Source organism: Sulfurimicrobium lacus (genome assembly GCF_011764585.1).
GTDB lineage: Bacteria > Pseudomonadota > Gammaproteobacteria > Burkholderiales > Sulfuricellaceae > Sulfurimicrobium > Sulfurimicrobium lacus.
Map to the genome: position 1 here is coordinate 3,127,822 of NZ_AP022853.1, position 14,518 is coordinate 3,142,339.

At 62.5% G+C, this 14,518-nt stretch carries 15 protein-coding genes; 6 read left to right on the top strand and 9 right to left on the bottom strand.

The window, feature by feature from the left end:
- Positions 1-16: 16 nt before the first annotated feature.
- The 6 genes from wrbA to SKTS_RS15125 all read left to right on the top strand — a co-directional run bounded on the left by wrbA (position 17) and on the right by SKTS_RS15125 (position 4,469).
- Positions 17-610 carry an NAD(P)H:quinone oxidoreductase gene (gene wrbA, locus SKTS_RS15100; protein WP_173066827.1) on the top strand — a complete coding sequence of 198 codons (594 nt, stop codon included), beginning with the start codon at positions 17-19 and terminating at the stop codon, positions 608-610.
- Positions 607-1,245, top strand: coding sequence for a HugZ family pyridoxamine 5'-phosphate oxidase (locus tag SKTS_RS15105; protein WP_173066829.1), 639 nt, complete (start codon positions 607-609; stop codon positions 1,243-1,245). Before wrbA ends, SKTS_RS15105 begins: the two co-directional genes overlap by 4 nt.
- Positions 1,242-1,580 carry a DUF2069 domain-containing protein gene (locus SKTS_RS15110; protein ID WP_173066831.1) on the top strand — a complete coding sequence of 113 codons (339 nt, stop codon included), beginning with the start codon at positions 1,242-1,244 and terminating at the stop codon, positions 1,578-1,580. Before SKTS_RS15105 ends, SKTS_RS15110 begins: the two co-directional genes overlap by 4 nt.
- Positions 1,555-1,842 (top strand): acylphosphatase, encoded by a 288-nt coding sequence (locus SKTS_RS15115; RefSeq protein WP_173066833.1) that lies wholly within the window; start codon positions 1,555-1,557, stop codon positions 1,840-1,842. The genes SKTS_RS15110 and SKTS_RS15115 overlap by 26 nt, the downstream gene beginning before the upstream one ends.
- A gap of 85 nt (positions 1,843-1,927) precedes the next feature.
- Positions 1,928-3,529, top strand: a complete 1,602-nt coding sequence (locus tag SKTS_RS15120) for a hypothetical protein (RefSeq protein ID WP_173066835.1) — start codon at positions 1,928-1,930, stop codon at positions 3,527-3,529.
- 175 nt (positions 3,530-3,704) lie between these two features.
- Positions 3,705-4,469, top strand: a complete 765-nt coding sequence (locus SKTS_RS15125) for a 3',5'-cyclic-nucleotide phosphodiesterase (protein WP_173066836.1) — start codon at positions 3,705-3,707, stop codon at positions 4,467-4,469.
- Between the two features lie 74 nt (positions 4,470-4,543).
- Here SKTS_RS15125 and SKTS_RS15130 read toward each other — a convergent pair whose 3' ends face one another.
- The 9 genes from SKTS_RS15130 to SKTS_RS15170 form a co-directional block, all read right to left on the bottom strand.
- The gene (locus SKTS_RS15130; protein ID WP_173066838.1) at positions 4,544-4,990 is read right to left on the bottom strand and encodes an Lrp/AsnC family transcriptional regulator; all 447 of its coding nucleotides are present in this window, start codon (positions 4,988-4,990) and stop codon (positions 4,544-4,546) included.
- 257 nt (positions 4,991-5,247) lie between these two features.
- Positions 5,248-6,045 carry a sulfite exporter TauE/SafE family protein gene (locus SKTS_RS15135; protein WP_173066842.1) on the bottom strand — a complete coding sequence of 266 codons (798 nt, stop codon included), beginning with the start codon at positions 6,043-6,045 and terminating at the stop codon, positions 5,248-5,250.
- A 46-nt stretch (positions 6,046-6,091) separates the two neighbouring features.
- Positions 6,092-7,690 carry a gamma-glutamyltransferase gene (gene ggt / locus SKTS_RS15140; RefSeq protein WP_173066845.1) on the bottom strand — a complete coding sequence of 533 codons (1,599 nt, stop codon included), beginning with the start codon at positions 7,688-7,690 and terminating at the stop codon, positions 6,092-6,094.
- Complete coding sequence (locus SKTS_RS15145) at positions 7,687-8,661, bottom strand: oligopeptide/dipeptide ABC transporter ATP-binding protein (protein WP_173066848.1); 975 nt, start codon at positions 8,659-8,661, stop codon at positions 7,687-7,689. Before SKTS_RS15145 ends, ggt begins: the two co-directional genes overlap by 4 nt.
- Before the next feature lie 279 nt (positions 8,662-8,940).
- On the bottom strand, positions 8,941-9,945 hold the full coding sequence (locus tag SKTS_RS15150) for an ABC transporter ATP-binding protein (protein ID WP_198420373.1): 1,005 nt from the start codon (positions 9,943-9,945) through the stop codon (positions 8,941-8,943).
- Entirely contained in the window at positions 9,946-10,827 is an 882-nt protein-coding gene (locus SKTS_RS15155) for an ABC transporter permease (protein ID WP_173066851.1), read from the bottom strand.
- Between the two features lie 2 nt (positions 10,828-10,829).
- Entirely contained in the window at positions 10,830-11,777 is a 948-nt protein-coding gene (locus SKTS_RS15160) for an ABC transporter permease (RefSeq protein WP_173066854.1), read from the bottom strand.
- Positions 11,777-13,420, bottom strand: coding sequence for an ABC transporter substrate-binding protein (locus tag SKTS_RS15165; protein WP_173066857.1), 1,644 nt, complete (start codon positions 13,418-13,420; stop codon positions 11,777-11,779). Before SKTS_RS15165 ends, SKTS_RS15160 begins: the two co-directional genes overlap by 1 nt.
- A gap of 475 nt (positions 13,421-13,895) precedes the next feature.
- Positions 13,896-14,513 carry a trimeric intracellular cation channel family protein gene (locus SKTS_RS15170; RefSeq protein WP_206752491.1) on the bottom strand — a complete coding sequence of 206 codons (618 nt, stop codon included), beginning with the start codon at positions 14,511-14,513 and terminating at the stop codon, positions 13,896-13,898.
- Positions 14,514-14,518 lie beyond the last annotated feature (5 nt).

Consider the following 14,518-nt stretch of genomic DNA (forward strand, 5'->3'; position numbering starts at 1 on the left):
CCCTTGAGAATGTCCGATGAGTGAAATACTGGTTCTCTACTACAGCCTGCACGGCGCCGTGAAGGAAATGGCGCAACTGGTCGCGCGCGGCGTGGAACAGGTTCCCGGCGCGACGGCGCGCATCCGCACCGTACCGAAAGTATCCACGGTATGCGAGGCGGTGGAGGACGGCATCCCCGATTCAGGCGCGCCGTACGTCGAACTCAAGGACCTGGAGGAGTGCGTCGGCCTGGCGCTGGGCAGCCCCACCCGCTTCGGCAACATGGCGGCACCGATGAAATACTTCTGGGACGGCACCACGCCGCTGTGGCTGAAAGGCGCGCTGGTCGGCAAACCGGCGGCGCTGTTCACCTCCACCGCCAGCATGCACGGCGGCCAGGAAACCACGCTGGTTTCCATGATGCTGCCGCTGCTGCACCACGGCATGCTGATCGCCGGCCTGCCCTATTCCAACCCCGAGCTCGCCGCCACCAGCGCGGGCGGCACACCTTACGGCGCGAGCCACGTCGCCGGGACGGACGGCAACAAGCCCTTTACCGAGGAAGAACGCAAGCTGTGCATCGCCCTCGGCAAGCGCGTGGCGGAAACCGCGTTGAAGCTGGTCAAATGAGCGGGAGTGAAGACATCCAGGCCGCACGCCGCCTGCTGCGTTCCCAGCATTCTGCCGCCCTCGCCACCCTGTCGCTCAAGCTGGCAGGCCACCCCTTCGCCAGCGGTGTGGACTACTTTACCGATTACGCCGGGCGGCCCGTTTTCCTCATCAGCAGCTTGGCGGAACACAGCAAGAACATCGCCTTCGACCCGCGCATCAGCCTGCTGGTGCAGGGCGCAGCCAGCGACGTGCAGGCCAGTCCGCGCCTGACCGTGGTGGGCAAGGCATCGGGCGTCAGCGCCGCAGAAGCCGCAGGCCTGAAAGCACGCTACCTACGCTACTTCCCCGACACCGAGCAGTACTTCGCGCTGGACTTTTTCTTCTGCCGCCTCGAACCCGAACAACTGCGCTACGTGGGCGGCTTCGGCGTTGCACGCTGGATTGCGCCGGGCGATTTCCTGGCTGTGGAGAGCGGCTGGGAGGCGGCGGAAAACGCTGCCGCCGCGCGGCTCCCCACCCTGATGGGACTGGACTGCGACGGCTTCGACCTGCGCAACGGCAAGCTGCCCGAACGCCGCGATTTCGCCGCCCCCCTTACCCCGGACCAGGCGGCAAGCGCCCTGGCGTCCATGATCGAAAGCCCTACCGCATGAAAAACCTGCTTCACTACAGCACCATCGTCAGCCTGATCGCTCTGATCGTCCTTTGCCTGGCATGGGAAGGCTGGCTCGCCCCCGTCCGTCCAGGCGGCTCGCTGCTGGTGGTGAAGGCCGTGCCCCTGCTGCTGCCCCTGTTCGGCATCCTGCGCGGCAAGATTTACACCTACCAGTGGTCCTCGATGCTGATCCTGCTCTACCTCAGCGAAGGCGCGGTGCGCGCCTGGTCCGACCATGGCCTGGGTGCCGTGCTGGCTGCGGTCGAGGCGGTTCTCAGCGTGGTCTTTTATCTCAGCGCGGTGTTTTATGTCCGAGTCAGCGCACGTCGCTAAACTCATCCGGCTCCACGGCCGCGTGCAGGGCGTCTTTTACCGCGAGTCGATGTGCCGCAAGGCGGCGGAACTCGGCATCGCGGGCTGGGTGCGCAACCGCCGTGACGGCACCGTGGAAGCCATGGTGCAGGGCGACGCGGAAGCCGTGCAGCGCATGCTGGAATGGGCGCGGCGGGGGCCGGAAATGGCGCAGGTCACGGACATGACGGTGGAACCGGGCAGCGGCAGTTTTACCGGGTTCGAGCGGCGGGATACGGACTGACTTTTATCACCCATTTATGCCCTTTGCATTACCCTGATAAGCGGACTATCATGTCCGCTTAGTTAATTCCAACTCAGGGGGAACCATGTTCGATTTCAAGGGATTGATCAATGCCTTGCTGCGCAGGAAAAATGACGATCCCGTCGGCGACCTGAAATCCGCCACCATCTGGGTGCAGGAACTGCCGAAAAGCGACATCGGGCAGGCGCAGCAGGAGATTATCAAGGCGCTGGGCAGTCTCAACACCAATCCCACTACCAGCCTCAAGGAACGCATCCGCGTCCTGCTCTACCTGGATGAAAAAGCACTCACCCTGCAGGAAACGCTGTGCCGCGAATACCTCGCCGCCATCGATCAACCGTCCTCTTCCGCGCATCAGCAAATACACACCATCCTCCAGTTCTGGGAAGAGATGGCGAACGGCTACCGCCTGTGCATCCGCATCTTTTCCAAGACCGGCGGCAATGGGGAAATCCGCAAGCAGATCCCGCTCCTGACCGCCAAGGCGATCCACTTTTGCGCCATGCAGGCGAAATGGTGTCATCTGCGCTACCTGCCGGTCGAGCCCGGCGTGTGGCGCAAGCTGCACCGCCTGTACCAGTTCGCCGAACAGGAAAACTTCGACCGCACCCCGGTGCAGCTTTATCCGCAGCAGGACGAGACGACCTGCGCGGCCGAATACCTGCAGCCGATGATGCTGCATCTGGCCAACCCCGCCAGCCTGCTTCCGGCGCAGATCGAGATGGTGGATTTCTGGCTCGACACGTGGGCCAAAAGCCTGGTGATCGAAAGCGCTTTCCGCCCCCACCGCCAGCTCTTTGCCATCAACCTCGGCGACACGAAACCCGCGCGCAAGCTGCGGCGCAACATGCTGGGGGAAAAATACCGCTACTGGGGCGTGGGCATGCTGCTGATCACCATCACCAAGGTTGTCGAGCGCCTGAAACAAGGGGAAATGCCCGCACGCCTGAAGTTAAGCGAGGATTGCCGCCTGCCGGGCTGCTTCGAGCTGATCGACGAAGTCACACGGCGCTGGAGCGGGCAAGGCGGTACCCGCAAGCACGAAAGGACGGCAGCGCAGAAAACGCTGCTGGCGGTGCAAGGGCTCGGAAACATCGTTGCCCACCTGAAAGGGCGGCATCAAGCGGGAATGACCGCGACTTACCGCATGCAGGACAATGCCCTGGACGGCCAGACCATCATTCCGCCAAGCAGGGAGGCGGAATTGTTCGAAGAAGCCCAGCAATGGCAGGTGGAAAACGAATCGCTGAGCGGCTATGGCGTCACCTTCCACAGCAACGGCGCCGCCCAGCTCAAAATCGGCACCCTGATCAGCCTCAAGGAGGCAACCACGCCCAAACTCGCCATCGGCATCGTGCGCCGCATCAACAATGAACCGCCGCGCCAGGTGCATGCGGGCATCCAGACCTTGAGCCAGACCCCGGTGCTGGTGTCCCTGCACCCCCTGCCGGGAGAGAAAGGCAGGCCCGCCAGCGCCATCTACCTGCCCGAACTGACCAAGCTCGAATTGGGGCGCAGCCTGCTGCTCCCCAGCAGGATCTACGCCCAGGGCAAGCTGGTGCAGCTCAAGGCACAGGGAAAGGCCTATACCATCCGCCTGCAGAACGAGGGGGAACGCGGCGGAGATTACGTCAGGACCGGCTTCGACGTGGTGGCGAAGCACTGAAATATGAGCTGACCGCAATACGCAGACTGGACCTCATGCCGCAGTTGCACCATGTCCGCCAGCGTGGCAAAGTGCTTTTGATCAATCATGATTTTGAGCTGTTTCAGCACGCCATGATTGCCGTTTGGTTACGGCAATTTTCTCTCCGCGAAACGCCGGTGCGCAAGGAGGAATCATGCAGGTCAAAATTCTCGGCTGCAGCGGCGGCATCGGGGGCGCCAGGCGCACCATGTCGCTGCTGGTGGATGATGAAATCGCCATCGACGCGGGTTCCGGGCTGGGGGACCTGGCGCTGGAACAGATGGCGCGCATCGACCATGTATTTCTCACCCACACCCATCTCGACCACACCGGTTTCCTGCCCCTGCTGGCGGATGCGGCCGCCTACCTGCGCCAGCGGCCGCTAGAGGTCCACGCCCAGGCACAGACCATCGCGGCACTGCGCGAGCACATGCTGAACGGAATACTGTGGCCGGACTACAGCGTAAAACCCAGCCGCGAAAACCCTTACCTGCGTTTCCATCCCCTGACGGTGGGGCAAGCCGTTGCGCTGGGCGAACGCCGCATCACCGCGCTGCCGGCCCTGCACGCGGTGCCCGGGGTGGGCTACCGCATCGACAGCGGCGCCGCGAGCTTCGTTTACAGCGGCGACACCACCTTATGCCCCGCGTTCTGGGAAGCGCTCAACGCCATCGATAACCTGGCCTGCCTGATGATCGAAGCCACATTCCTCAACGCCAATCGGCACGTGGCCGCTGAATCGGGGCACATGACGGCGGAGCTGCTCGCCCAAGGGCTGGCGACCCTGCGCCGGCCGGTGCAACTGCTGATCGCCCACATGGAATCGGGGCGCGAGCAGGAGAGCATGGCCGAAGTGCTGGCAGCGGCGGAAAAATGGCAGCCGCGGGCGGTGCTGCAGGGCGAAACATTCGTACTCTGAACTGCTTTGGAACCAGGAAACCTCAGTCTTCCGGATATTTCACGAACGCGGGTTGGCTTGGCAAAATATCCGGACTAGATACGCGTCCCGCCTCTCCGGTTTTTCACTCGGGTAAGCAGCATCTTGCAGTTGACTTTCACCACATGTCGGCGCGAGAGCAGGTTGCGGCGTGCGAAATCCTCAAGCGCCTTGTTGTCCTCGGTAAGGGTATGGATATGCAGGCTCATCATGTCGCTCATGATGTAGAGACTGCGAACCTCCGGCTGGCGCGCGAGATCTTCCGCCACCAGCTCGATGCCCTGCGGATCCACTTCGACGTCAAAAAACGCCGACACGGTGTTGCCGATCTTCTCCGGATTCACAATAACGGTGAATTTCTCGATAATGCCATCGGCGATAAGGCGCTGCACCCGGTCGCGGGCATGCACTCTCGAAATACCCAGATCGCGCGCGATGTCGGCGAAGCTTAAGCGCCCGTCGTCGATCAGCATGGTGAGGATTTTCTGATCCAGGTCGTTCATAAAATTATCCTAGAAACCGTAGTTGGACGGGGTGGAATGTGCGGTTTTGCGGGTGCAGGGCAAGGCGCGACAACGAGGAATGGTCATTCCATTCCGAGGCGGAGCAACACCGCCATGCGCCCGCAAAACCGTGCAATCCGCCCCGTAGCGGGCTCACCAAACGGGTGAACATTAAAATCGTGAAAAAGCATATTTGCGTCATGTCGTTAAACCCCAAGAGGAGCGGTCAACTGCGGTTTCTAGGATTACTCCTTCCACTAGAAATAGATGCTCCACAGCATGGTCGTGGATATCGCCAATACCAGCAAGCCGAATACTCGCTTGAGCTTCTTCACCGGCAGGTCGTGAGCGAGCCGCACGCCCAAGGGTGCCACCAGAATGGCGGTCGCGGAGATAGCGCCGAGCGCCGGTAGAGAAACGTAGCCCACGGTGCCGGCGGGCAGCGCCGCGTTGCCCCAACCGGAGAGCACGAATCCGGCGGCGCCGAACAGCGCGATAGGGAACCCCAGCGCAGTGGAGATGGCAATGGCGCGCTTGATATCCAGGTTGCAGGCATGCAGGAAGGGCACGGTAATATTGCCCCCCCCGATGCCGAGCAGCGCGGAGAGCGAGCCAATGCCGAGCCCGGCGCCCCACAGCCCACCACGTCCCGGAAGGCGCCAGTGGGTTGCCGGCTTCCAGTCCAGGATGAACTGGATGCCCACCAGGAACAGAAAAGCGGCAAACGTGGTTTTGAGGATTTCTGCCGGGATAAAGCCCGCCAGGTAGCCGCTCACGAATCCGCCCAGCAGTGTAGCGGGGGCGAGCAGGCGCACTATCTGCCAGTCAATTGCACGTCGCTTGTGCTGCGCGCGAATGGCTGATAGCGAGGTAAACACGATAGCGGCCAGCGAGGTGCCGATGGCCAGGTGGGGGATAATCTGCTCGCTGAGCCCGTCTCGGTGGAACAACCAGATCAGGACGGGTACGACCACCACACCGCCACCGATGCCCAGCATGCCGGCGAGCAAGCCGGCTGCCAGCCCCAGTGCAAGAAAAGAAAAAATCTCGATCATTCGTCGTTCCTCATGTAGCCGCGAAGCCACTTTTATCGTTTTTGCTTCAAATTCCGGCGGCTGACCCATCGCTTCGGGGATCGGCGGCCGCCTCCATATGGCCGTTGCCGGTCGCGCGGATCACGCCTGCATGGCCCATCATCTGGGCGTAGTCTTCCACCCGTTCCACCTCGTGGCCGCGCCGCGCCAACTCATCGAATACCTCGGGCGCGAAACGCGATTCCAGCTTGAGCGAGACAGAGGCATTGCCCCAGGTTCTACCGAGCAGCCAGCGCGGGCTGTCCAGCACCTCGGACAGCGGCAGTGCGTAATCGAGGGCACGCGTGGCGACTGCGGCCTGGGTCTGGGGCTGGCCATCGCCGCCCATGGTGCCGTAGACCAATCTGGGTCGACCGTGCTCCAGGTACATGGCGGGGTTGAGCGTATGGAAGGGCCGCTTGCCCGGTTCGAGCGTGTTGACGTGTTCGGGATGCAGCGAAAACGAGGCGCCCCGGTTCTGCCACAGAATGCCGGTATCGCCTGCGACGATACCGCTGCCGTACTCGTGATACAGGCTCTGGATCGCGCTTACCGCCCGCCCGCGAGCATCCATGACACCAAACCACACGGTATCGGCCGGCCCCACGCCCGGCCCCCAGGGCGTGGCCCTGGACAAATCGAGCTCACTGGCAAGGCGATCGAGGTGCGCGGAGGCAAGCAGTTCAGCGACCGGGACGGGAATGCGATCCGGGTCGGCGACATGACGGTCGCGCAGGCGGAACGCCGCCTTGGTCGCCTCCACCACGAGGTGCACGTAGTCGGCTGACCGATGGTCATAGCGGGACAGATCGAAGCGATTCAGGATACCCAGGATAAGCAACGAGGCAACACCCTGCGTGGGAGGCGGCATATTGGCCGCCAGGCCATTCCGATAGGGCACGGTGATCGGGGTCACCTCCTTGCAGTGGAAGCCGGCAAGGTCATCGGTTCCCAGCAAGCTGCCGGCTTGCGCCAACCCGTGGGCGATGCGGCGACCCAGTTCGCCGCGATAGAAGCTATCGGCACCGTCGCGCTGGAGCAGGCGCAGGGACGCGGCGAGATGCGGCTGCTGGAAATTGCTGCCCGATGGCGGCGGGTGCCCACCGGGGGCATAGTGTTCTGCCAGCCCTGCGAAATCGCCGAGCTCCGACCACTTCTGCGCGAGAAATTCTCCCTGGCTGGCACTGCATGCAAAGCCCTCCTCGGCATAGGCGCGGGCGCGGTCGAGCAGCTCGGGCCAGGAAAATTTCCCGCCCCAACGCTGCTGGCTGGCGGCGTGAGCCGCGCCCCAGACGGCGACCAGGCCGGCCACGGTGTTGGCGGCATGCGGCCCGCGTACCGGCATGGCGGAGATGCCCTGGCCAGCGTAGAACTCGCGGCTGTAGCGTAGCCCCGCCGGGCCGGCGCCGTCCAGGCCAGTGAGGTTTCCGGCTCCGTCGCTCAGCAGCCAGAAGCTGTCGCCGCCGAGGCTGTTCATGTGCGGGTAAACCACGCACAGGGCGCTTCCGACGGCGAGTGCCGCTTCAATAGCATTGCCGCCTGCTTCAAGCACGGCTTTGCCGGCGGCGGTGGCCAGATAGTGGGGCGAGGTCACCACGCCTTGCGACGACGCAGCAAAGCGGCTCATGGCTGCACCTCCAGCGGGAACAGGCAGGCCACTTGCCGCTCCGCTGTGTGCGCGGTGAGCACCGGGTCGGTCGCGCGGCAGGCGTCCTGCGCTTCCGCACAACGTCCTGCGAAGCGGCAGCCCTTGGGCAAATTGACCGGGCTCGGAATCTCGCCACGCAGCGACGCCACGAGTGGCGAATCGAATTTGGGAAACGCCTGCATCAGGCTGCGCGTGTATGGATGCATGGGGGTGCTCAGGATCGCGTCGGTCGGACCCTGCTCGACGATACGCCCCAGGTAGAGCACCGCGATCCGCTCGCACAGGTAGCTGGCCACGCCCAGATCGTGGGTGATGAACACGAGGGTGATGCCCGATTCCCGGCACAGATCGCGCAACAGATTCAGCACCTGGGCCTGCACCGAGACATCGAGCCCGGCCACGGATTCGTCGGCCATGATGACTTTGGGTTCCGAAGCCAAGGCACGCGCGATCGCGACGCGGCGAATCTGGCCGCCAGACAGTTCGTTGGGAAAGCGCTCCTGAACGCTGTTCGGCAGACCGACACGGCGAAGCAGATCGCCCACGCGCTCGGGAATGTTCTGTTCCGGGCGCAGCTGATGCAGGCGGATAGGTTCGGCCAGAATGTCCGCAATGCGCATCCGCGGATTCATCGAGCCGCGGGCATTCTGATAGATAAACGCGACCTCGCGGCCGAAGCGTTGCTTCTCGTCGGCGCTGAATTGCTCCAGGGGACGCTGGTCGTAGAGGACGCGGCCGTCGGTGGCGGGTTCAAGGCCGAGCATGACGCGGATCAGGGTGGATTTGCCTGAGCCGCTTTCGCCCACGAGGGCGAGGGTGTCGCCCCGGCGCAACTCCAGGCGCACGCCGTCGAGCGCCTTCAGGTGCCGGGTAGTGCGGCGCAGCCAGTCATTGCCGCGCAGTTCGTAGGTTCGCTCGACATCAAGCACGGAGAAAATGGTTTCTTCCATCGTAATCACCTAAAGGGCTCGTTAATGAATAAGTTGGACATACGCTGGGGCCGGTTGGGGCGCAGTCCTAGGCGCGAGTCGCGCGGTTGTGTCGTTCACAACAAGCGGCTCGTAACACCGGAATGCGCCCCAACCGGCCCCAGCCCGGAGGGTTGCCGCGTATTCGGGCGTCTGCGGCGTTGCGAGGCTTGCGAAGGGAATGGCCATTCGCCGCGCCTCGCGCCTTGCATCCATCCCGAATACGCGGCAACGTATGTCCAACTTATTCATTAACGAGCCCTAATCAATAAACCAGCAGGCGACCAGGCGGCCATCCCGCTTTTCAAGTGTGGGGCGGTGTTCGCCGCAGACCGCTTGCGCCTTGGGGCAGCGCGGCGCAAAACGGCAGCCGGCGGGCATCGCGTCCAGGGATGGAATGTGGCCGGGAATGGGTTCGAGCGCCTTGCTCCCCAGTTCGACAACACAGGACTTGAGACCTTGGGTATAGGGATGCAGCGGCCGGGCGAGCACGTGCTCGCTCGGCCCCTCCTCGACGATCTGGCCGGCGTACATGACCGCGATACGATCACAGACCTGGGCGCCCAGCGCGAGATCATGAAGCACGAAAACCACACTGGAGTTCAGCGCCCGCACCCGGTCCAGAATGAGTTCCATGATCTGCGCCTGGATAGTGACATCCAGCGCACTGGTGGGTTCGTCGGCGAGCAGCAATTGCGGGTTGCAGGCGAGCGCAATGGCGATCATGACCCGCTGCTGCATGCCGCCGGACAGCTCGTGCGGATACGCCTCCAGGCGCAGGCGGGGCTCCGGGATGCCGACGCTTTGCATCAACTCCACGGCCCGTTCGCGGCGATCGTACTTCGACAACCCGAGATGGCGCTTGAGCGGCTCGGCGATATGCTCGCCTACCGTGTAGCAGGGATTGAGCGCGACCGTGGCATCCTGGAAAATCAGGCCGATCTTGTTGCCGCGCAGCCGGCGATATTCGGCCTCCCTCAGGCTGGTCAGTTCCGTGCCGCAGAAGCGCAATGCACCAGCGACTTCCACTTCAGGCGGACGCAACAGACCGATGATGGCCATCGCCAGGGTGGACTTCCCGGCGCCGGATTCGCCGATCAGGCCCAAAGTCTCGCCACGGCGCAGGGTGAGGTTAACCCCATCGAGCACGACCGCGTTGCCGCGACGCAGGGTGAACTCCCGTATATCCAGCAGCACTTCCTCGTCAGGCTGCACAGCAACGTTTTCAGAGGACCGGGGGGCCAGGGCAACAGCGTGGGGCATCATCTAGGAATCCTTTTGGGTGTTGGGGTCGAAAGCGTCGCGCAGGCCGTCACCCAGCAGGTTCAGGGCCACCAGCAGGATCGCCAGTGCCACCCCCGGAACGCCGGAGACCCAGGGCGCCATGGTTATGAAGGCGCGGCCCTCGGCAATCATCAGGCCCCAGTCCGGCGTGGGTGGAACAACTCCGATACCCAGAAATGAAAGCCCCGACTCCAGCAGGATGGCGATGCTGATACGCATCCCCGCCTGCACCAGGATGGGGGAAACCACATTGGGCAAAACGTGCCGCCAGATAATAGCCACGGTGGGAACACCCATCAGACGAGCGGCTTCGATGTAAGGCTGATTCTTTACCTGCAATACATCGCCACGGGTCATGCGCGCAAAGGGCCCGACAAAAGAGAGGGCCAGGGCGTAGACCACATTCTCCGTTCCCAGGCCAAGCACGGCCATGAATGCCATGGCCAAAATCAGCTCCGGAAATGCCAGCAGGCCGTCGACGATGCGCATGAGCACCCATTCCGTGCGGCCGCCCATGAGTCCGGCCGCCAGTCCGATCGCCACCCCTGCGATCAGCCCGATGGCAACCGACGCAAAACCGATAATCAGCGCCAGCTGCGCGCCGTAGAGCAGGCGGGAATAGAGATCCTGCCCATAGGAATCCGTGCCCAGCCAATGCGCCCCACTCGGCCCCTGCAGCGTAGCCGCAAGATCCTGTGCAGTCGGGTCATGGGTAGCCAGCCAGGGCGCCAGCAACGCCGCCAGCACGTAAGCCAAAGTGATGGCAAGGCCGATCATGGCGGTGCGTTGCCCCACCAGGGGTTTCAGGAAGCGCTGCTTCCATCGCGATCCCTGGGAGGAGAAAAGCTCGAAGGTCTCGTTCATGATTAGCGTCTCCGCAGACGGGGGTCGAGAAATTGATAAGTCTGGTCGACAGCGAGGTTGACCGTGACGAACAGGAGACCGGTGAGCATGATGCCGGCCTGGACGACAATGTATTCACGGTTGAGGACTGCTGTCGTAATCATCATGCCGAGGCCCGGCAGGGCGAACACCACCTCGGTCATGACGGCGCCACGCAGCATCCCGCCCAGTTGCAAGCCGATTACGGTGACCAGAGGCATCAGCACGTTGCGCATGCCATGCACCCACACCACGCGCCAGGCCGGCTCGCCGCGCGCCTTGGCAGCCAGGATGTAGGGCTGGCCGAGCACTTCCAGCAAGCTGGAACGGGTGATGCGAGCGACGAGGCCCACATACCATGCGCCCAGGGTAATGGCAGGCAGCGCCAGATGCCAGAGTCCCTGCCGGAAGTCTTCCCAGGGTGCAACAAAGCCCAAGACGGGGAACCAGCCCAAGTCCACCCCGAACACCCAGATCAGGATGATGCCCAGGTAAAAGCTGGGAAAGGCATTGCCGCCGATGGCGAGCGAAGTGGCTGCCACATCTACCCAGGTGTTGCGGTAAATTGCCGCCATCACCCCGGTGGGGATGCCCACCAGGAGCGCCACCAGGAGCGACAATAAGGCCAGTGTCAGCGTAACGGGCAACGCCTGCATCACGGTCAGTTCGAAGATGTTCTGATTGGTGATGTAGGAGGTCCCCCAATCACCCCGCACAAAGTCGGCCAGCCATTTTCCATACTGGATGAAGACGGGCTGATTCAGACCCAGTTCGCTGCTGAGCTGGTCGTAGGATTCCTTGGAGTAATCCGAGCCGAGCATGATGCTCACCGGATCGCCCGGCGCCAGCTTCAGGAAAGCGAAGCTGGCCACCGAGACGATCAACAGCACCAGCAGGGTCTGGAGCAGCTTGGTGGTGGCGGAGTACAGCATCAGGACAGCCAGACCGAATGCAGGTTCATCAGGTCCACCGGAATGTACTGGAAGCCCTGTACCCGCTTGCCGAGTATCTTGAACACTTTCATGTGGGCGAGCACGGCGAGCGGCGCATCGGCCATCAGAATATCCTCAGCCTTGTCATAGAGCTTCTTGCGCGTGGCCTGGTTGAGGGTGTCCTGGGCATCGGAAATGAGCTTGTCGAACTCCGGGTTGCTGTAACCGACGAAGTTCCAGGGCTTGCCGCTGTGCCACTCCGGATAGATCGTTTCATCCGGGTCCAGGTCGGCGATCCAGGCCTCGTCGTACATGTCGAAGTCGCCCCCGTTGCGGCGCTTGGTCCAGACCGCGCGGTCGAGCAGCTCGATCTTCGGCTTGATCCCGATCTTTTCCAGCATCGGCAGGATGAGCTGGGAGTTGCGCGTGCCGCTGCCGCCGGAGCCGGTGAAGCCTTGGCTCACGATGTACACCGGGTTCAACTCGCCCTGGTACTTGGAGCGCTTGCGATATTCCATGGCTTTTTTCAGGTCCAGAAACTGGCCGCGCCCGGTCTTGGCCATATTTGGGTCGTAGAAGCCGTTCATGGGCGGAGAGATGGGGCCGTAGGCGGGGATGGCCTCGCCGAAATAGCCCTGTTTGACGATAGCCTGGCGATCGATAGCGAAGGCCACGGCCTTGCGCAGCATGGGGTCATCAAAGGGAGCGCGACGGTTGTTCATGCCGACGAAGCTGTAGTTGCCCTCCACCTCGCCATAGACCTTGAGATTGGGGTTGGACTTCAGTTGCGGAATGAACTGGAACGGCGATAGGCTCATGCCGTCCACCTGGCCCGCCATCATGGCTGCCACTGCGGCGGTGGGTTCCTTGATCAACAGGATCTGCACGCCGTCGAGATAAGGCAGACCCGGCTCGAAATAGTCCGGGTTGCGTTCCAGGGTGATGGACTCGTTCTCGCGCCAACCAGCAAATTTGAATGGGCCGGTGCCTACGGGGTTGCGGCCAAAGGCCTTGCCGTACTGTTCCACCGCGCGCTTGCTGACGATGGTACCGGCGCGGCCGGTGCTGCCGGTCAAGGCCACCGGGAGGAAAGCATAGGGCTTGGAAAAGCGCATGCGGATCGTGGTGTCATCCACGATGTCGATGCCCGCGAGGGTTTCGAACTTCCAGGCGTGGGGCGAACCGACGGCTGGATCCTTGACCCGCTCCAGGCTCCATTTTACTGCGGCGGCGTCGCACGGATCGCCATTGTGGAACTTTACGCCCTTGCGCAGCTTGAAGACGTGCGTCTTGTCATCCGGCATTTCCCATTTTTCAGCCAGGTCGGGCACGAATGAAACCTTCTTGCCGTCATAGGACACTTTCAGCAAGCCATTAAAGACATTGTTGAGAATCTTGACCGACCCCAGGGAAGACGTGAAATGCGGGTCCAGCGTGTCCACTGCGTCAATCCAGGCGAGCTTGATGATGCCGCCTTTTTTGGGCGCAGCAGCGGCATGCGCGCTTTGCATCAGTGGGCCGCCCATTAGTCCGCTACCTGCAGCCAGACCAGCTCCTGCTCCAATCAGTTTCATGAAGCCGCGGCGATTGATGCTGGCAGAGAGAACGTTGGCCAGTTTGTCCTTGTGATCCAGTTCAGACATGGTGCCTCCAAATAAATGTAAACGGTTTGATCGACAGTACTGACAGTGCTTCAGCAAGCCCTGTGCCAACCCACGAAAAACACGTTAACTATTTGAATTATATTGCCTAAACAAATCACTCAGGGAGCACTGCTGATTCAGGCCCCATGCTGCGTGCACCACCCGCTGGCGACCTGCACCAAACATTTATATGACCATTTGTAAGCCACATGACCGAATGTTCCTTACAAATGTTCTACCTGGGTCATGCGGCAGGTTTTTGTGGTTCAAGCCAAAGGATTGCGGACCATATTGTTAGATCGATTGCAGAAATGGCGAACACGCGCCCAGCACTGGAATGGTGCAGACTGTTCGAACGCATGTCAGTCACAAAACACGGGACCGCCGATTGCGAAGTCAGTGCGACAAAACGCCGATGAACAGCAACTGCTGCCGCGCAGGGGATGCGGAGCAGGTGGCCATAACGCAGGGAATTTCAGTCTTCCGGATACTCGTCGTCGAACACCGGCAGCGACAGTTGCCAGTAGATCGCCGCGAGACGCACCGCCAGCACGGTCGCGGCGGGCAGCGGGACGAGCAGGCTGGGCGGGGCGTGCAGGTGCGCCAGGACGACGAACATCACGCCGCCGACCAGGCAGGCGGTGGCGTAGATTTCCCGCCGCAACACCAGCGGAATCTCCGCGCACAGCATGTCGCGCATGATGCCCCCGGCCACGCCGGTCATGATGCCCATGATGATCACCACGATATAGGGCGCGCCGAAGTCGAGCGCCTTGTTGGCGCCGATGATGGTGAACACCGCCAGCCCCATGGCGTCGGCCACCAGGAAAATCGCCGGCGGGATACGGCTGACGTGGGTCGCCGCGTAAAAAGTCCCCAGCGCAGCCAGACCGGCCACGTAGAGATAGAGCGGGTCGCTCACCCAGAACACCGGGTTGGCGCCGAGGATCACGTCGCGCAGCGTGCCGCCGCCGAGCGCCGAGACCATGGCCACCACCACCACGCCGAACAGGTCCATGCGCTTGCCGCCGGCGCTCAGCACGCCGGCCGAAGCGAACACGGCGGTGCCGATCAGGTCGAGCTGGTAGATCAAAACGC